Source organism: Paenibacillus sp. FSL R5-0473, from assembly GCF_038004565.1.
Taxonomy (GTDB): domain Bacteria; phylum Bacillota; class Bacilli; order Paenibacillales; family Paenibacillaceae; genus Paenibacillus; species Paenibacillus amylolyticus.
Genome location: NZ_JBBORL010000001.1, coordinates 160,514 through 179,363, shown reverse-complemented (window position 1 = coordinate 179,363; position 18,850 = coordinate 160,514). Strand labels below are relative to the sequence as shown.

18 protein-coding genes and 8 tRNA genes are annotated in these 18,850 nt (G+C 44.6%); 2 read left to right on the top strand and 24 right to left on the bottom strand.

Annotated elements, in window-relative coordinates; all coding sequences use genetic code 11:
• Positions 1–440 precede the first annotated feature (440 nt).
• From MKY28_RS00875 to MKY28_RS00865, 3 genes are all read right to left on the bottom strand, one after another.
• The gene (locus MKY28_RS00875; RefSeq protein WP_083677483.1) at positions 441–851 is read right to left on the bottom strand and encodes a helix-turn-helix transcriptional regulator; all 411 of its coding nucleotides are present in this window, start codon (positions 849–851) and stop codon (positions 441–443) included.
• A 177-nt stretch (positions 852–1,028) separates the two neighbouring features.
• A complete protein-coding gene (locus MKY28_RS00870) occupies positions 1,029–1,817 on the bottom strand; it encodes a TrmH family RNA methyltransferase (protein WP_340934403.1) in 789 nt (262 codons plus the stop codon).
• Between the two features lie 26 nt (positions 1,818–1,843).
• Positions 1,844–2,545 carry a potassium channel family protein gene (locus MKY28_RS00865; RefSeq protein WP_076254620.1) on the bottom strand — a complete coding sequence of 234 codons (702 nt, stop codon included), beginning with the start codon at positions 2,543–2,545 and terminating at the stop codon, positions 1,844–1,846.
• Positions 2,546–2,673: 128 nt separating this feature from the next.
• On the opposite strand from MKY28_RS00865, the gene sspI reads away from it, so the two are divergent.
• Entirely contained in the window at positions 2,674–2,907 is a 234-nt protein-coding gene (sspI, locus tag MKY28_RS00860) for a small acid-soluble spore protein SspI (RefSeq protein WP_036673259.1), read from the top strand.
• 226 nt (positions 2,908–3,133) lie between these two features.
• Here sspI and MKY28_RS00855 read toward each other — a convergent pair whose 3' ends face one another.
• The 12 genes from MKY28_RS00855 to MKY28_RS00800 all read right to left on the bottom strand — a co-directional run bounded on the left by MKY28_RS00855 (position 3,134) and on the right by MKY28_RS00800 (position 13,859).
• Positions 3,134–4,717, bottom strand: coding sequence for a peptide chain release factor 3 (locus MKY28_RS00855; RefSeq protein WP_017692322.1), 1,584 nt, complete (start codon positions 4,715–4,717; stop codon positions 3,134–3,136).
• 352 nt (positions 4,718–5,069) lie between these two features.
• Positions 5,070–5,468 (bottom strand): DoxX family protein, encoded by a 399-nt coding sequence (locus MKY28_RS00850; RefSeq protein WP_024634146.1) that lies wholly within the window; start codon positions 5,466–5,468, stop codon positions 5,070–5,072.
• A gap of 377 nt (positions 5,469–5,845) precedes the next feature.
• Positions 5,846–7,396 (bottom strand): glucose-6-phosphate dehydrogenase, encoded by a 1,551-nt coding sequence (zwf, locus tag MKY28_RS00845; protein ID WP_340934401.1) that lies wholly within the window; start codon positions 7,394–7,396, stop codon positions 5,846–5,848.
• A 215-nt stretch (positions 7,397–7,611) separates the two neighbouring features.
• The gene (locus MKY28_RS00840) at positions 7,612–8,346 is read right to left on the bottom strand and encodes a YwmB family TATA-box binding protein (protein ID WP_340934399.1); all 735 of its coding nucleotides are present in this window, start codon (positions 8,344–8,346) and stop codon (positions 7,612–7,614) included.
• 468 nt (positions 8,347–8,814) lie between these two features.
• Positions 8,815–9,483 (bottom strand): response regulator transcription factor, encoded by a 669-nt coding sequence (locus MKY28_RS00835; protein ID WP_091020933.1) that lies wholly within the window; start codon positions 9,481–9,483, stop codon positions 8,815–8,817.
• Positions 9,425–10,540 carry a sensor histidine kinase gene (locus MKY28_RS00830; RefSeq protein ID WP_036605687.1) on the bottom strand — a complete coding sequence of 372 codons (1,116 nt, stop codon included), beginning with the start codon at positions 10,538–10,540 and terminating at the stop codon, positions 9,425–9,427. The genes MKY28_RS00835 and MKY28_RS00830 overlap by 59 nt, the downstream gene beginning before the upstream one ends.
• A 31-nt stretch (positions 10,541–10,571) precedes the next feature.
• On the bottom strand, positions 10,572–11,219 hold the full coding sequence (gene liaF / locus MKY28_RS00825) for a cell wall-active antibiotics response protein LiaF (protein ID WP_036605686.1): 648 nt from the start codon (positions 11,217–11,219) through the stop codon (positions 10,572–10,574).
• A gap of 149 nt (positions 11,220–11,368) precedes the next feature.
• Positions 11,369–12,076 (bottom strand): PspA/IM30 family protein, encoded by a 708-nt coding sequence (locus MKY28_RS00820; protein ID WP_340934397.1) that lies wholly within the window; start codon positions 12,074–12,076, stop codon positions 11,369–11,371.
• A 1-nt stretch (position 12,077) separates the two neighbouring features.
• Entirely contained in the window at positions 12,078–12,587 is a 510-nt protein-coding gene (locus tag MKY28_RS00815; RefSeq protein ID WP_017692314.1) for a PspC domain-containing protein, read from the bottom strand.
• A 17-nt stretch (positions 12,588–12,604) separates the two neighbouring features.
• The gene (locus tag MKY28_RS00810) at positions 12,605–12,838 is read right to left on the bottom strand and encodes a PspC domain-containing protein (RefSeq protein WP_036673255.1); all 234 of its coding nucleotides are present in this window, start codon (positions 12,836–12,838) and stop codon (positions 12,605–12,607) included.
• A 5-nt stretch (positions 12,839–12,843) separates the two neighbouring features.
• Positions 12,844–13,515: a PspA/IM30 family protein gene (locus tag MKY28_RS00805; protein ID WP_017692312.1), complete on the bottom strand. Its 672-nt coding sequence runs from the start codon at positions 13,513–13,515 to the stop codon at positions 12,844–12,846.
• Between the two features lie 35 nt (positions 13,516–13,550).
• The gene (locus tag MKY28_RS00800; RefSeq protein WP_017692311.1) at positions 13,551–13,859 is read right to left on the bottom strand and encodes a LiaF transmembrane domain-containing protein; all 309 of its coding nucleotides are present in this window, start codon (positions 13,857–13,859) and stop codon (positions 13,551–13,553) included.
• Positions 13,860–14,416: 557 nt separating this feature from the next.
• Here MKY28_RS00800 and MKY28_RS00795 point away from each other — a divergent pair.
• Positions 14,417–16,810: a helix-turn-helix domain-containing protein gene (locus tag MKY28_RS00795; protein WP_340934395.1), complete on the top strand. Its 2,394-nt coding sequence runs from the start codon at positions 14,417–14,419 to the stop codon at positions 16,808–16,810.
• Between the two features lie 229 nt (positions 16,811–17,039).
• Here MKY28_RS00795 and MKY28_RS00790 read toward each other — a convergent pair whose 3' ends face one another.
• The 9 genes from MKY28_RS00790 to MKY28_RS00750 form a co-directional block, all read right to left on the bottom strand.
• The gene (locus MKY28_RS00790; protein WP_340934392.1) at positions 17,040–17,966 is read right to left on the bottom strand and encodes a class I SAM-dependent methyltransferase; all 927 of its coding nucleotides are present in this window, start codon (positions 17,964–17,966) and stop codon (positions 17,040–17,042) included.
• Positions 17,967–18,149: 183 nt separating this feature from the next.
• A tRNA-Leu gene (locus MKY28_RS00785) sits at positions 18,150–18,228 on the bottom strand.
• Between the two features lie 6 nt (positions 18,229–18,234).
• Positions 18,235–18,308, bottom strand: a tRNA-Cys gene (locus MKY28_RS00780).
• Between the two features lie 6 nt (positions 18,309–18,314).
• A tRNA-Gly gene (locus MKY28_RS00775) sits at positions 18,315–18,389 on the bottom strand.
• Between the two features lie 4 nt (positions 18,390–18,393).
• Positions 18,394–18,468: transfer RNA gene (locus MKY28_RS00770), tRNA-Gln, on the bottom strand.
• Positions 18,469–18,490: 22 nt separating this feature from the next.
• Positions 18,491–18,563: transfer RNA gene (locus MKY28_RS00765), tRNA-His, on the bottom strand.
• 29 nt (positions 18,564–18,592) lie between these two features.
• Positions 18,593–18,666: transfer RNA gene (locus tag MKY28_RS00760), tRNA-Trp, on the bottom strand.
• A gap of 6 nt (positions 18,667–18,672) precedes the next feature.
• Positions 18,673–18,758, bottom strand: a tRNA-Tyr gene (locus MKY28_RS00755).
• A 9-nt stretch (positions 18,759–18,767) separates the two neighbouring features.
• Positions 18,768–18,843 (bottom strand) — tRNA-Thr (locus tag MKY28_RS00750).
• Between the last annotated feature and the right edge of the window lie 7 nt (positions 18,844–18,850).

Genomic DNA, 18,850 nt, shown 5'->3' with positions numbered 1-18,850 from the left:
TTACTGAAAGACGCTAAATAGTAATTTTATTGCATAACCATTTTCATAACTAAGAGATTCTATAGCTATAATAAAATAAAGGGATAGGACGTTCCTGCGATGGTAGCATATGGTCTCCAATTCTACATTCATTTTCAACAAAATGAATGTAGAATTATTTACACTACAAGTGTATTAAGGGCTCCACCGCTATTTACTATTAGGATAGAATAGCTACTTTTTAATGTTTTATTTAAACCTTTGGTTCTTGCACTTTTTTCAACCCTTACAATTACTAATACTTATACAACAAAAAAAGTCGCTATTACAGCGACTTTTTTTGTTGTATTATCTTTTTTTCGCTGAATACTCTACAACAGCAATTTAGTGTAATATCTAGCTTTTTATTACTCTACTCTGAACATGATCCAACAGTAAAAAGGTAATAAATCATTTGATTATTATGGAGCATTATATCGTTTTAACTTTAATTCTAAAATCCCTTCTACTTCTTGTTTATCTTCCACGTTAAGCCTTCGAAAGCCTGAAATTAAATTTGATTCTATCTCATTTAATCTCACATTAAATCTTTCTGAGTTTGAAACTATCGCACATTGATCAAAAAGAAACGAATCCAGATCAACATCAAATTTTTCCTTCAAGGTAACTACCGTTTCCAAAGAGGGTTTATATTTATCTTTTTCTAAATCATTTAATGCTCCCTGAGACACACCAATTATCTGAGAAAACTCAGTTTGATTAAGCTTGTCCAACTTTATAACATATTTCATTTTTTCCCTATGCTCTTCATTATTACTGTCACCTTCTGTCCATAAAGTACAAACAGTCCCCGAAGAATTATTACTATTCATGGGGACTGTTCGTGTTAGTTATTAAGTTTGTTATCAGCAGGAGGTTTATCTTACTAAATCATATAAAAACAAGAGAATTTAATTAGACGATTAACAGAACTTGAGAATATATTTATCCGCGTATTTATGTTGTCTCATTCGATGATATAAACCACAAAATTTGAGTTATATCACTACCTACAACATCCGCTGTCTCATCGCCTCAAATAACAAAATCGTTGCCGCCATTGCCGCGTTAAGCGACTCTGCCTGTCCCTGCATCGGGATCGTAATCGAATCATCCACCAAGCGTGCTGTAGCATCCGAGATACCCTTGCCTTCGTTACCAATCACAAGCCATACCGACTGCGTAAAATCATAGCTATAACATGAATGCTCTGCCTGCAAAGAAGTACTAACCAGCTTCACGCCCGCAGCCTTCGCTTCGGGAAGCAAGGATTCCAACTGGCCCTCCACAATGGGCAAATGAAACAATGACCCCATCGTCGAACGAATCGTCTTTGGGTTATACACATCAGCACAGCCCGCGCCAAGTACAACCCCCGCAGCTCCAGCTGCGTCCGCACTACGGATGATCGTCCCCACATTACCCGGGTCTTGCACTCCGTCCAGCACAACAACAAGCCCACGCGCTCCTGCGATCAGGCTTTCCAGTGGCTCACTGCCTTTACGCACAATTGCGAATACAGGCTGTGGCGTCATCGTATCCGTACATTTGGCGATAACCGCTGGAGATACACTAACCCACTCCACACGCTGTAGCGGATTCTCAAGCCCGGCAAGCTCATTCGGTACGCCTTGCTCTCCATCGTACACAATACACTCCAGATCCGCTCCGGCACGTAATGCTTCCTGTACCAGATGAATGCCCTCAATGATATATTTATGTTGACGGGTACGATGCTTTTTCTCCAGCAACTGCGCCCATTCTTTTACACGTGTATTTTGCGGTGATACAATATCCATCTTTCCATCCTTCCTATCTGCATCCATCACTTCGGATACGCAAGCTCCATTTTCGTCAAATGATCCTTGTGACCCACAATGATCAGCACATCTCCAGCTTCGATCCGGTCCTCCGCGTACGGCGAGATGTTCATCGAATTCCCACTGCGAATCGCCATCACGTTACAACCAAAACGTGCACGGATGTTTAATTCCATCAGGTTTTTACCGATCATTTGCTCGGAGGCTCTCATCTCCAGAATGCTGTAATCCTCAGATAACTCGATGTAATCCAGTATATTAGGCGAGGTCAGATGATGGGCTACGCGTAGTCCCATATCCCGCTCAGGATAGATGACTTTATCCGCCCCAATCTTCTGCAATACCTTACCATGAAGCTCATTTTGAGCTTTTACGATCAGAACGGGTACACCCATATCTTTCAATATCAGGGTTGTCAGAATGCTCGCCTGAATATCTTCACCAATCGCCACAACGACAACGTCGAAATTCCGTATGCCCAGCGCACGCAGCGCTTCTTCATCTGTTGAATCTGCCGATACCGCATGGGTCACCACATTGGACATTTCCTGAGTCCGCTGCTCGTCCGCATCAATTGCCAGCACGTCGAATCCCATGCCACTCAGTGCATTGGCAACACTTGATCCGAACCGTCCCATGCCAATTACGGCATACTGTTTCTTGGCCATTAGGGTCTTAACCTCCCGCTGCTCTTCAGCATGACGCATCATTACGGATACCCATGCTAACGTAAATAATCCTTCGTAGTATACCACAAAGCCTGATAAACTTGAATGCGCTAGGGCTTCCCAGGGAACAGTATTAGAGCAGCCGAATATACGAGGAGGGAATTGCGATGCCCATTACATTAAGCCTGCGTGAAGCGATTGTTCATAAAGTTCATGACAAGAGTGATGATCAGCTCCGGGAGATGATTGAAGGTTCAGTAGATGGACCGGAAGCTGCATTACCTGGACTTGGCGCCATTTTCGAGATGATCTGGAAGAACACAGAACCTGCCAAGCAGGAAGAACTCATTCAAATCGCGCAGGAGCATCTGCACACCATTCCCGTTCAACCGCTTCGCTAAGTGAAGCATTGGAGGGTAAGGTAACCATCATTACGTTTGTTCTGTCTGCAAAAGAAAGCTTTCCCTTATTCGGCTGGATCATACCCGCCTCCAGGTAAGGTGTATAGCAATAGATCCCTCCGCCAATTGGCGGAGGGATCTTATTTTTAACAAGCTATCTCATCACATGAGCTTGTCACGTTTAACTAATTTTTTAACAATTCCCACGAAATACTTTTGTCTTCACTTAAGGCGCAGTCTCCAGGAATTGAGCTGTAGGATTTTTATCCATAGCCGTTCTCATTGCGTACTCATTTTCGAAGAGCACTACATAATTTCCTTTTTTATCTTTTACAAGCGCAGAGTTAATCCGGAATTTGCTTGGGTCCAGATTCTCGTCCACGATCCAGCGAGCGAACTGATAAGGCATGCGTTGTAATAGTACGTCTACCCCATACTCGCCTTTCATCCGGTATTCAAATACCTCGAACTGAAGTTGACCAATTACGCCGAGGATAGTCTCGTCGAAACTTGCCGTCTGGAACACCTGAATGGTTCCTTCCTCCGTCAACTGATCAATTCCCTTTTGGTACTGTTTATGTTTCAATGCATTTTTCACAGTAACTTTGGCGAAAATCTCTGGCGAGAACGTTGGCAACTCCTCAAAGATAACCTCGCTGCCTTGGCTCAGTGAATCGCCAATCCGGAAGATACCCGGATCGAACAAACCGATAATATCGCCAGCATATGCCTCTTCGACAATATCCCGGTCTTGTGCCAGAAATTGCTGTGGCTGTGACAGCTTGATCTCTTTGCCCACACGAGTATGCTTCACACTCATTCCACGTTGGAACTTGCCTGATACAATTCGCAGGAACGCAATACGATCCCGGTGTGCCGGGTTCATGTTTGCCTGAATCTTGAACACATAACCGCTGAATTTTTCATTCGTTGGCTGAATCTCTCCTGCCGTACTGCGACGTGGTTCAGGCTTCGGTGCCAGTTCCAGGAAATTCTCCAGGAAAGTCTGTACGCCGAAATTATTAATCGCACTACCGAAGAAAATAGGGGTCAATTCACCGCGTTGAACTTTCTCCATGTCGAATTGGTCGCCCGCAATATCCAGCAACTCCAGATCCTGACACAATTGATCATGCAGGTATTCTCCTGCCATCTCACGGATAATCGGATCTTTGTAGCCATCTACCTTTTGTACTTTAATCGTCGAGTGATCGTCCCCTTGGAACAATTCCACCTGATTTTTCATCCGGTCATAGACACCACACAACTCGCGACCTGTACCAATAGGCCAGTTCATCGGAACCGAACGAATACCCAGTACATTTTCAAGTTCTTCCATCAGGTCAAATGGGCTTTTACCCTCACGGTCAAGTTTGTTGATGAATGTAAAGATTGGAATCCCGCGCTTCGCACATACCTGGAACAACTTGATCGTTTGGGCCTCGACACCTTTTGCCACGTCAATCAACATTACCGCGCTATCGGCAGCCGTCAGTGTACGATACGTATCCTCACTGAAATCCTGGTGACCCGGTGTATCCAAAATGTTGACGCGATGATCCAGATAATCAAATTGCATTACGGAAGAGGTAACCGAGATCCCCCGTTGTTTCTCAATTTCCATCCAGTCACTTGTTGCGTGTTTGCTGGCTTTCCGAGCTTTTACCGTTCCCGCAAGGCGAATCGCGCCCCCGAACAGCAACAGTTTCTCGGTCAATGTAGTTTTACCCGCATCCGGGTGAGAGATAATGGCAAACGTCCGGCGTTTGTCCACTTCCTGTTGAAGAATTTCATTTGCAGCTTTGCTCATAGGTTTAATCCCTTTCGTCCGTTCATTCACGTTAATCCGGCATGGCCGGTCCATCATTCAATCTTTATGCAATCCGGCGAGGCCGGTTGATTGTACACGAGTTTTTACGTACTAGGTATTTACACACTAGATTAATTTTACACATTTACAATGGAGTTCATCCTCCTCAAATCTGTGCTTTCATGTATACCGTGAACTGCTTCTTAACCCAACTCTCCTATTGTACCATAATCTGTACCGAAAATAACCGATTACTACCGCAGATTCTTCTCTTTTCACTTGCAAAAAAAAAGCACCCTTCAGCCATTTCCATGGCATCCAGGCACTCCTCATTCATTTTTATTTATCGGTTTTAGAAAATCAATGCATCCAGCGCGTATTGTCCGCCACCCGTCAGGGCCAGCGCTACACCAATCACCAGAATCGCGAGATTATATTCGAATCCGTTCTGTGTGGACCAGTATCCGTTCGCACCATGGACTTTCACAATCGCAATGACCATCGTCAATGCAATCAGAATGCCACCTACCGGTGTAAGCAGACCCAGGGCCAGCAGCAATCCGCCCCCGAATTCCGCGAGTCCAGCCAGTAACGCCACCAATGCACCGGGCTTCATGCCCATCGACTCAAACCAGCCACCTGTACCCTTGATCCCGTAACCTCCGAACCAACCAAACAGCTTTTGAGCCCCGTGCGCCATGAACGACAATCCAATCACCAAACGAATCAACAACAACCCTACATCCAACATCATTTTCTTTTTCCTCCATTCGATATATACAAAATAGTATTCTTAGATTAAAGATATTATGCACATTTTTTCTTCATGATTCTCTGTGACGCAAACCCCTTCAACTGGTTTACATTTTATCTCATGAATGATAACTTATCCGAAACGTTTGCCCGAATGAAGTTTGTCATTTGCGTAACTCTTTAACTCATGTGTTGAGTATAAGTTACATACTTACTTTTTGTCAACAACTTAATTTAAATTACTTATTTGCTTAGGATGGATACCTACCTTTTCCCCCACTAAAAAGCCTGGGTACACCGCAAAATTTGCGATTTCCCCAGGCTCAGTCATGTTGTGTATGTTGTTAATACTGTTGTTAATGCCCTTACCCTACCCTAACCATTCACTTGCCAGATCACGCTGTCCTCGTCCTGACCATTCACCGGCCACCAGTGGAATCCGTCCTGCTCCAGCAGCTTATCTGTCGCTTCTGGTCCCCAAGTTCCAGCAGGGTACGTATGAAGCTCTCCTTGATTCTGCCCCCAGGCTGCTGCGATCCGATCCACAAAAGACCAGGCTGTTGCCACTTCATCCCAACGGGTGAAGTACGTAGAATCCCCTTCTGCTGCATCGTGCAGCAGACGTTCATACGCTTCAGGCGAGTTAATTCCAATCATGCAGCTCTGACAGAAATCCATTGCGAGTGGCTGAATCTCAGAATCCGAGCCTGGCTTCTTGGCATTGATTTTGATATATATGCCTTCCATCGGATTCACCCGAATGACCAGCAGATTCGGCTCCAATTTATACTTTTTCCCAAGGTATACGTTGTTTGGCATCGACTTGAACTCAACTACGATCTCGGTCGTTTTCACCGGAAGTCGCTTGCCTGTCCGAATGTAAAATGGAACACCCGCCCAGCGGAAATTATCCACGAATACACGTGCTGCAAAATAAGTTTCCGTATTCGACTCCGGATCAACCTTGTCTTCCTGGCGATACCCCGGAAGCTGCTTGCCACGGTACTCCCCTTCGGCATACTGCCCCCGCACAACGTTGTTGCTCACTTCCTCATCCGAGGTGAACGCCCGTAGAGAGCGTAATACCTTCACCTTCTCATCCCGAATGTCTTCCGGGAATAGGCGACTCGGCGGTTCCATCGCAATCATTGTCAGCATCTGGAGCATATGATTCTGCCCCATGTCACGCAGTGCACCGGAGTGATCATAATAACCGCCACGTTCTTCCACGCCTACGGTCTCACCAAGCGTAATCTGAACGTTGGCAATATGTTTGTTGTTCCAGAGCGGTTCAAAAAAAGCATTTCCGAAGCGGATCACTTCGATATTTTGCACCATTTCCTTGCCCAGATAATGATCAATCCTATAGATTTCCTCTTCACGGAATACCTCACGAATCTGCTCATTCAGATGTTCGGCCGATTGCAGATCATAACCAAATGGTTTTTCGATCACCAAACGGTTCCACCCCTGACTTTCCAACATACCGCCGTCCCGCAAACTGTACGAGACACTGCCAAACAGCTCAGGTGCCAGTGCCAGATAGAACAGCCTATTCCCCGGCGTGTTAAACTTTGATTCCAGATGCTCCGTCTGCGCACGTAGCTCTTTGAATCCTTCCACATTATTGATATCCAGTGCTTTGTATTCAAAATGATCGACAAAAGCGTTCCACTCATCAGGTTCCCCCGCTGGATAACGGCAGAACTCTTTAATGGATTCATAGATGTCTTCCCGGAATTCTTCTGGGGACCTCGGACGACGTGCTACGCCAATAACCGCAAAGTCTTCGGCAAGCTTGCCTTCACGGTAAAGACTGTAGATAGCCGGAAACAGCTTCCGGCGGGCCAAATCACCCGTTGCTCCAAAAATGAAAAATACTGCGCCTGGTGTCTGTACTTCATCTTGCAATTGTTTTTCAACCATGGGCTCCTCTTTCTTCCGGGAAGATAACCTTCACGCTCTCCCCGAGCTATGTAATGGTGTTATATATGCACGACATACAACTGTCAATTACCAGCAAGTTCCTTCTTGGATGTGATGCCATTTTAGCATATCAACTGAATGGATGCACTATTTCAAACTCATTTTTCTGATAAAGATTCTCAATATTGGGTCCTAATTCATGAAAAATTCATCCCTTAATATTCAATCGTAATCACCGGAAACCCCACTGTAATTCGATTGTCGACCTCGTCTCCAACCTGGTGAACTGCGAGTTGCATATTCAACATGTGCGAGCCACTCTTGATCGATAGGGGCAGCTCAGCCGCCTTATAAGAGACACTTGCAGTACCTGCATCTGTATAACGTTCGACGGAGGCGATATCCAACTTTGTGGACAGCTGTTCTTCGATCAGTTCCAGTTGCTGACTCGCATCATGTTCCGTAGCAGTAACTGCTGTACCTTGCACAGACATATTCCAGGTTGCCTTCATCCCTGAGTCTACAAGCAGTTGATCGACCTCTTCATGTAATGTCATTAATGCCTTCCGATCCGTGTGTGCATCCCCTGAGAGTTGTACGATGGCATAGTAACCATTGTCTCCTGTATCGACGACATTGACCAACATGCCTACACCTCCAGTAGCCGTATCGACTATCTCTTCACTACGGTAAACATCATGACCCGTCTGGCGTACCCGCACAGGTGGTTCAAGTCCCAAGTTACTTGCCAGTAACACGGCCTGCGCTTGTGCATCTCCCTTGCCTTCTCCTTGCCATTTAATAACTAGACGATCCACATTATCAATCACACTGTCAGCAGTATAGATTAACTGTTCCAGTTGGGCAGCTTTGGATTCGTTCTTCTCTGCGTATACCTGTGTCACACCAATAAGAATTATGATAGCTATTGCCAAGATACCTGCTGTCATCCATCGATTTAACATTTGAATCCCCCGCTTCATTCTTGCATTCTATGAATCTATCAACAGCATACCCCTTTCCCGCATTAGCTATACTTCTTCTGCACACAGCAAAAAAGCCCCACCCGCCACATCCATGGCAGATCGGAGCTTTCATTTATAATTTTCTATATAAATTGAACTACACAATATTTACACTCGCCACTCCGCTGACAGAACAACCTTCCGATCGCTGTTATCCCCCAATTTTTTTGATTCTTTTTATAAAGGGTAAATCCGGGGATAAAGGCGAAGTGCATGCTTCCGAAGTAGCTTTCCTTCAGAAAGCTTTTGCTTCGCTTCTTCTGGTTCTTTCTGTCCTCTCCGTTTTGTGTAAATCTTTAGTTCAATTTATATATATCATCTCTTATTTATAACTTCCGCACATTAATGCACGGTTCTTTGGCTTAATTATGTTATTGCATTTAGTTCTTGTTTTTACTCTGCAAGTCCATTTTTATAAGCATAGATCGCGGCCTGTGTACGGTCGTCTACGCCCAATTTTGCCAGTAAGTTTGTAACATGGAACTTGACCGTCTTGATACCAATGATCAGATCATCAGCGATGTCCTGATTCGATTTACCTTTGGCGAGCAACCGGAGCACATCCATTTCTCGGTCCGTTAATTCATCATGCAAAGGAGCTGCTGCCTGTGGCTGCCGGAAGCGATTCATCATTTTCGAAGCCACCTGTGACTCCAGAACGGATTGCCCGCGAGCTGCTGCGCGAATCGCATCTGCCACTTCATTGGCTCTTGATGTTTTCAACAGATAACTGAATGCGCCTGCTTCAATGACAGGATACATTTTTTCATCATCCAAGTAACTGGTCAATACAATGACTTTGCACTCTGGATACATTTTAAGTACCTGACGAGTAGCCTCAATACCATCCATTCCTTCCATAACCAGGTCCATCAGAACAACATCAGGCTTATATTCCTGTGCGAGCCGAATGCCTTCCTCTCCACTACCTGCTTCACCAACAACTTCAATTCCATCTTCGGTATCCAGTACCGCTGCAAGACCAATACGTACCATCTCATGATCATCCACGAGCAATACTTTGATCGACGTTTCCGTCTCCGTTTCGACTTCCGGTTCCATTGACATGTTCTTCCTCGCTTTCATCGTTCATCAAAGGTATCGTAATCTCAATCCGCGTTCCCTTACCAGGCGCTGTTACAAAATGTATGGCCCCGCCAATCTCCGTAACACGTTCACGCATGTTAGCCAGACCGTAAGAAGCTTGTTTATTCTCATCCAGATCAAAGCCTTGCCCATCATCACGAATCAATACCCGGATCGCATCAGTACGGCGCTGGATCCGTATCTCCATTTTTTCCGCTTTTGCATGCCGTAACGTATTGGACATAGCCTCCTGAACGATCCGGAACAGATGATTCTCGATGCCTTTGATCAGATCAATGTCTTCGTCCATTTCGAGCACAATGTCCATGGGTACTTTTGTTTTCAGTTCCATCACCAGATCACGCAGACCTTGTTCGAGATGTTTACCCTCCAGATAGACTGGACGCAGATGTAACAGTAACGCACGCATCTCGGACTGGGCTACCGAAGCCATCTCCTCAATCAAAGCCACCTGCCGCTGAGCACGTTCAAAATCCTTCTCCATCTTCCGTCCAACGGCCGTTGCTGTCATGGATATCGCAAACAATTGCTGCGATACCGCATCATGCAGTTCCCGTGCCAAACGTTGCCGCTCTTCCACAATAGCCGTAATTCTGGCTTGTTCAGCAAGCTGTGCATTATGAGTAGACAATCGCTGGAGCGTAGATATCTGATCTTCCCACTTTTTGCCGATTCGTCCGAGTTGCTCACTTAAACGGCCCACATCATCATCGCCCAGATCAGGTACAGTGCGTGATAGAGAGCCCTTCTCCCACAGTAGAAGTGTTTCCCGCAGCAGTTCGAGCCGGCGTTTAACCCGGTAACTCTGATAGAACCCAAAGACCGCACCGATTCCAATCAGAAGCAGCAATAAGGCCAGACCCGATTGAATCAGATGCCGCCAGCCTGTAAACGGAGCAAGATAACCATATGTATACAATACATACAAAATAACAGCTAGCACAATGAAAACCAGGAGGATCCCTTCACCCATACTTCGGGTTACCATGTCGGTATGTCGTTTTGTCTTCATCGGGGTCTCCTCCTTCTCTTCATCTATTTTACTACGGATTACTGATGTTTAGGTCGCCAACAATATAAGAAATGACAAATTTTGCTTTATGTTCACTGGATTCATACCCAGGCGTTCTCCATACTAATTTGTTCATCATGCCGCTATCTTGTTCTCCAAGAAGATTAATCCGGCCGAAAAGAACCGATGCTTCAATCTCCACACCATAATCTTCTGGTAGTGTAAGGCGAACATTACCCATAACTCCTTGCAGCAGCACAATTGTTTGTTTCTCCTCCGGAATCGAAAGAGATAGATCCGCGTTAACCTCACCTATGGCATGCCACAGACTCATACTACGTAACGTCCAGGATGATTGATCCCAGTAGTACCGAGCCATGAAATTCTGTTTCTTCATAACACCTTCGTCTAGATGAATCTTTTTGTTTTTCGAATAAAAGTAAGCTAAAGAAGCCAGTACAATCAAAAATACAATCATTAAATTATCCAGCAATAACAGTGCCGCACCAATGCCAAGATAACGATGACCTTTGCGGGTATCCCCATTGCGGACTTGAAGCATTCCAACCGTTAACAGAATCAGTGCGGCAGCGGTCAGGAAGTTAATATTGTCATTCAATAACATCATTGTGCCAATAATCATAATGACAACTGCAAGCCATTTACTCTTTTGATTCATCCCGCCGCACCTCCTCTGTAAGTTAATCTCTCTTTATTCAACGGAAAAGCCATATCAGGCAATGAAGTCCTGTATGGCTTAACTTTTGTTCTACCAACCGTACATTATACACGATTTATAGAATATCATATTGTCCACTAAGCGAACAGTTATTCTTTTGAAGTTCCGTTCGCTTCATTCTTGGAACCATTGCCCATTTTGTTTTTGAGGGCTTCTAATTGCTGATCCACTTTGAATTGTTTTTCCACATCTACAGGATTCGTATACGTGGATGATGTGTTGCGATAAGGTGCACGAGCTACGTCAGCTTCAGCTTCCAGCTGCATGATTTTCTCTTCCATGCGGTGGAATCCAAGTGATGCGCCGCCACTTTCGATCGAATGCAAGCTGTTGATGGAAGACATTTGTTTTTTAGCTTTTGCCATTTGTGCACGGGATACAAGTTCATTACGTTTGTTACGCATTTTGTAGAACTCATCTTTCATATCATGCAACTGTTGCAACAGATCTTTTGCTTGTGCTTCGGACTGTGCATGCAGTTCGCTGTACTCCGTAATTTTTTGATCAAAGTAGATTTTCTCTTCCAACAATTTGCGTGCCACTTCTTCCTGACCGTTAGACAGAGCAGCTTCTGCTTGGGACTCACGTTGTACCGAAGTACGCTCCGCTTCATCCAAACGTTGTTTCATGCGGCGCTCATTTGCCATTTGTTTAGCAACAGTTACCTCTGCCTCATGAATCTCAGCCTCCATATCACGCAAGTACTGGTTCAACATTACAATTGGGTCCTCTACTTTATCCAACATATCATTTACCGATGCTTTCGTCATATCCTTAATCCGTTTAAATACTCCCATTTTACTTTTCTCCCTTCTCGTAACGAGATAATTTTTGGCGAAGCTCTTCAACTTCTTTTTTCAGTGCTTTTTTCTCGATATCTTTCATCATGGAATCAAGTTCACTTTCTTGCGGTGCTCCTGCTCCGTAGGCGTTGTTGTCATAAGAACGGGGACCAGATTGAGGTCTGCCGTTGAATCCAGGGCCGGGACCGAAGTTACCAGGACCTTGTTGGTTGTGATTATTTTGAAAAGGACCTCTTGGTGGCTGATGATCATAGTTGTCGTATCCTCTGCCAGGACCAGGGCCTTGGCCCGGACCATAGCCATATGGATCATAAGGCGGATACGGTTCTTTTGGTACCACCAGTGCTGCAATAAAGTATATTAACAACGACGTGCCGCCAGTTACGAAGATACTGATAACAAAGATGATACGCAACAGGGTGGAATCCATTCCGATGGTTTCGGAAATTCCGCCGCACAAGCCGGTTAACATCCGGTCACGCGTTGAGCGGTATAATTTGCTCATGTGCTTGCTCCTTTCGTTTACTTGTATCCTCTTACGTTGGAATCATAAGCATATGGATCAACGTGATTGGATTCCTTTGGTACCACCAACGCAGCGATGAAGTAGATCAACAATGATGTACCTCCCGTAGCGAAAATACTGATGAAGAAAATGATACGTAGCAGCGTAGTACTCAATCCGAGATTTTCAGAAATGCCGCCGATCAAACCTGTTAGCCTTCGATTACGCGCCGAGCGGTATAATTTATTCATTGTGACTACTCCTTTCTGTCATTGTTCAATTTCTGTCTTAAGCGTTCCAGTTCCTTATCCAGCGTAGAGGATGACATGCTGCCAGTCACTCCTGAACCATCTTGATTCATCCGCCGGATATCGCGGAGACTTTGTGCTTCATATTCGAGATCAGAGACTTGATCATCCAGTCGGTTAAACATACGGGGTACATTCTGACCGTTGTGATTGCCTCTCTGGTTCATACGTTGCTGTAACTGAATCGTCTGCATACGAGCGTAGTAATATTGGCGTTTGCTGTATACATTCTGATATTCAACCTTCAGCTGGTCGATCTGTTCATCCAACTCCTGTAATGCCGCATAACTTTGTGCATACAATTCATTGTACTGTTCCATTTTTTCCTCGTGGAGGATTTTCTCCTGCAAGGCCAGCTTAGCGAGATGTTCTTCCCCTGCTTTCAGAGCCATGGAAGCCTGTTCTTCCCGTTTGTTCACCATACCTGCTGCCTGATCGGCTTGTTGTTTCATTTGTCTGGTATGGCTTGCATATTGATGACGAAGTTTCTCGGCTTCACCGATGTCTTGGCGGGTCGAGACCAGGAACTGATCAATCAGTTTGACTGGGTCCTGACTTTGCTCCAAATGTTCGTTCAGATTAGCTACGGTAATATCCCGCATTCGACGAAATACACTCATTATGTTCTGTCCCTCCTTTTCATAATCGTGAAAGCTTAGTACCGACCACGACGACTGCGGTTATTGCTTAGCATTGAGATACCAAAGATGATTAACCCGATCGCGATGATCGGTCCGATCAACCATGCCAGTTTACCCATCAGTGAGATGATACCGATGATAAGAACAATCCAGCCAAGCATCACATTCCCTCGTTTAACTCCGTAGTATCCCAGTGCAATCATCAGGACCGGAATCAGATAACCCATTAAGTGTCCAAGAAGTGGAGTTAACTTTCCGAAGAGTAGTAGTGCACCCAGCGCAATCAATACAATCGCCCATCCATTTCCCTTATTCAATCTCATAATTGTTGTTCACCGCCCTTTCCATTCGTTCCTTTTAATGTGTTGAGTCATTTGTTCGTTTGTTTCTTGTTTTTTGTTTCTGTGTTTCTTGTTTAACCTTATGTCCTTATTCTAGGGGATTCCGCGACTTTTCAAAACAGACCGTGGACGGTTTTTCATCCTAGACTCAGGTCGGGGATCTAGTTGGACCTTTGACTGTCCCTATATAAGACCAACGTTCCACCTAAGCTGAATAGCACTCCAAGATACCTTCTATTACCCGTATACAGGCTCTACTTCACCCGATATCACCAGGTAGAGAGAATGATGTCCATGTCTCTATTTACGTTCACACTGCAATTTCGTTTCTCATGATTCCGTATTGGATAGTCATTCCAAGCCGTTTCTCTAACCTTTTCTGCAAAATCATCTATCAGCAATCCCTTATCTCTACTTCTATACTCTCTTATGAAATTACTTTTTTATCCAAATAAACAAAATTTAGATTGTTCTATATGTAAGCGTTTACTAAAATAGAAAGTGTTACTATTTCTAATGTCAGGGGTGGAACTGAAACTGTGCGACCAACCAGCTATCTCCATAAAATGATCATCTTCGGAATCCTGTTAAGCACCCTGCCCATTTTGTTAACGGGAATTGCCGCATTTATCTATTCATCAAACCAAACAGAGCTGCATCGTACGCTGGCCAACAGACAGTTGCTGGAACAAATGCAATCCAACGTTGAGCACAAACTCGCTACAGTTAGTTATATGCTTGATCAGGCCGTTCGCTCTCCAGTAACCCTTCGTTCCCTGTCTGCTTCTTCTTCACTAGAAGGGAAAGGACCTTTGCTTGCCGACAAGCTACAGAGCGAATTTCAGAATATGAGGTCATGGGAACCTTTGCTGGATATTACTCTGGTGAATCAATCTCAGAATTGGCTTATTGATCATGCCGGATTATATCGTAATACGGATTTTCCACTGGCTCTTCCCATGAAGGAATTGATATCGGATACGTTAACTTCTGGATGGCAGCTCTCCCCTTCATCGGTGTTCAGCAATGATGAGCGTTCACCCGGTACAGGTTGTATTTATCATATTGCCCTTGCGAGATCTATTCCGAATCTGAATACGTCTTCCGATGCTGCCCTGATTGCAGGAATCCCTGCATGCTCTTTGCAAAATACAATAGGAGAAGTCTCCTTAGGCAATGCTGCCTCAGGACTGATCATTTTGAATCGGGAACAACGTATCTTGGTCCATCCCGATCCTGTATACATTGGACAACCGTTGTCTGCCATTGGATTACAGGATCGGGATACGGAAGCCAACATAACCAAACTATCACCCATCACATTTTCAACAGGCTTTGAAAAACGGGAAGTTAAGATCGCCGATACACATTATTCTCTGACGTATAGCCCTTCTACCTTAAAAGGATGGACTTATGTTCTAATCTCACCTACCAATATTCTGACACAAGAATATATCGATATCGGATTGCACACCTTGTATATCAGTATCTTCTTACTTCTAATTTCATTATTACTCGCCTGGCTCGGCTCCAAGCGAATGCATGTCCCGATTCGTAAACTTTTAACCCAACTTGGTGACAACCATCTGTCCAAAGAAGGAAACACGGTAGCTCAGCAATCACCACCATTTTCTGATGAGTTCGAACAGATCAGAGCAGGTGTCTCACAATTATCTGCCTCTCACTCCCAATTAGAGAACACACTTAATGTGCATCTATTGCAGATTCGCAATCATTTTATGATGAATCTGTTCCAGGGTAAGATCCCTGTTCATACTCTTCATGACGCCCTGAATGAATATGGCTACACGCATCAGGTTCGGGAATGGCAACAAATTGCTGTTATTACACTACAGGCCGATCTTGTTAATCATACAAAATATAGAGCTAGTGATCGTGATCTCTTATTATTCGCTATTCAAAATATATTGGAGGAAACGGTTGTGCATAACCAACAATTGCTTCCCATTGTGCTGGAACATACAGTAGTCACGGTGATTGGCACCGTGGAACAGGATCAGTTTATTTTTTCACAGCAGCTATATGTATTAACAGACCAGTTACAACAACAGATGGATAAGATTCTGGCTCTTCAAGTCAGTATAGGATTCAGCCAGTCGCACAGCTCTCTACATCACATCCCTCAAGCTTACACAGAAGCCTTGGAAGCACTGAGGCATCGGATGAAGCTGGGAACAGGCATTATTTTTCAATATGAGAACATAGATCATCACACTCCCACTTGGTCCATGACCTACCCGGAATCATTGGAATATTCGTTGATCCAAGCTATTCAAAATGCGGACGAAGTCCAGGCCTCTGCTCTTCTGAAACAACTGCTTGAAGTGATCTTTGGTATGGAGGTTACACCGGAGGAGTATGAGGTGGCTCTTACGAGGCTACTCACGCATATTTTGCAAATGACTCAGGAATCCGGCATACGACTCGGACAGATCTCCAAAGGTCGTGGTTCGATGTTTCATGAACTTCATGGTTTGCAGTACGCTGCTGAAGTTGAGGATTGGTTTAACCATCAAGTCATCTTGCCCGTCATCCAGGTTTTTAAAGCAAGACAGTATGCCCAGTATCAGCATATATCTGAGAAAATGATTGCCATGATTCATCAAGATTATGATAAGGATCTGACGCTTGAGGAATGTGCTATGAAACTTCACTACAATGCAAACTACTTAAGTAGTGTTTTCCGCAAAGAGACAGGCTGTGCATTTAGTGAATATCTGACCAAGTACCGATTTAATATCGCTAAAAAATGGCTGGACGAAAGTGATCTAACCGTTAAAGATATCGCAGCACGACTTCGGTACAACAATCCGCAAAACTTTATCCGATCATTCCGTAAATGGGAAGGAATCACCCCCGGCCAGTATCGGGAGCGTAAGCAGAAAGCAGAAGTGTCGAACATCTCTAAATAAACGAGGGTCTGGTTCAAAGCGGTCGATGAATTAGTGGCTTCAAAAAAGAGGGAGCACATAACCTGCTCCCTTCACTTACAACTTTACTTCTGCAATTTTAACTTCTATGTTTCAACCGTTCATCTTTTGGCACAGCGTTGTGATGCTTCCTAGTGTCATCTTAGACGTTAGACTACATTGTCTCAGTCTCAATTCCTGATTATCAGTACACGTGCCACGCTTATGCGATTTATCGCTTATCCTTAGTGCGAACTGTTTTCATATTGGGCTGTTCAAGTTGAATTAGAATCTTACCAAATCTTCCTCCACGTGAGAAGGTCACCGTACTATCCTTGTACGTATCCAGAATGTACTCTTCAGCCAGTCTGAGAGAATCTTCATCCGATGGTAACTCATACGTATTAAGCCATTCTGGCAGCTTCTCGATAATCTCTTCCACCGGTACTTCAAATGAGTTAACTTCTCTCGTAATGATCATCGTATAAGAATAGCCCTTCAAATACAGCAACTGTTGGATATACCCCATATCACCGACCTGGTGTGAAGAAGTTACACCCAGTACATCCTTAAGTTCATCCATTAGTGTGTGTTCCTTATGTCCCGCCATAGTACTTATATACACATACTTCCGGGCACAATTGATCGCCTGCTCAATCGTTTCCCAATCCGACATCGCCGGACACATGGATGCAAATGCAAAGTCATATTTCTTCTCCCAGCCTTTATCCTTAATGGAGATTTCTTCATATCGTTCGTTTACGATTTCGATTTTGGATTCCAGAGCTGGAGGTATCGTCTCTTTCATAAGGGAGACAAGCAACTCAGAAGGCTCAACTGCGGTCACACTTGCCCCCTTTTCCGCAAAAGGAATGGTAAATATGCCTGAGGCTGCTCCAATGTCCAAAATGGATAACCCTGCTAATTCCACACCCTGGTTTTCAATCCAGCCCATAATGCGTTCAGAACGCTGCTTTCCTTCTTCAGTGAACGACTGTGCATGATAATCCCTGGCCCATCGCTCAAAAGCTTCTTCTATATTAAAGGGGGCGCTTTTCTTCTTATATTTTGAACTTCTCGGACGATTCTTCCATGCCTCTTCCCATACAGAAAGATCAAATAACAGATCGGTATCCGATACATTTTTTCCATTAGTCACTCTACTTCACTCCTTCATATTAAAGACTTTACTTATCTACAATATACTCAATATAATCATACGTCAATCTTTATTAACGTCCATCTTCTCTTACTCTAGATTTTCTTACTGCACATAAATCGTTTCATATAAAATAAAAATAGCCCTACACATTGCATAAGCAACATGTAGGGCTATTCAATATACCGGCGAGAGGACTCGAACCTCCACGGTTTCCCACTCGATTTTGAGTCGAGCGCGTCTGCCATTCCGCCACGCCGGCATATGCTGGAGGCGCCACCCAGATTCGAACTGGGGATAAAGCTTTTGCAGAGCTGTGCCTTACCACTTGGCTATGGCGCCATATTTTGGAGCGGACGACGGGAATCGAACCCGCGACCCTCGCCTTGGCAAGGCGATGCTCTACCGCTGAGCCACGTCCGCATAATGGCTGGGGATATAGGATTTGAACCTATGCATGACGGAGTCAAAGTCCGTTGCCTTACCGCTTGGCTAATCCCCAATAAAAAATAAAAAAACAAAGGGGCGATCGAGGGGAATTGAACCCCCGAATGCCGGATCCACAAACCGGTGCGTTAACCACTTCGCCACGACCGCCATAAAAGGTTAATTTCTAAAAAGTTAATTGGCAGGGGCAGCAGGAATTGAACCCACACCAACGGTTTTGGAGACCGTTGTTCTACCTTTAAACTATGCCCCTAAAAACTGGTGGAGGATGATGGATTCGAACCACCGAACCCGTACGGGAGCAGATTTACAGTCTGATGCGTTTGGCCACTTCGCTAATCCTCCAGGATTACATGGTGCCGGCGAGAGGACTTGAACCCCCAACCTACTGATTACAAGTCAGTTGCTCTACCAGTTGAGCTACACCGGCTTATTAA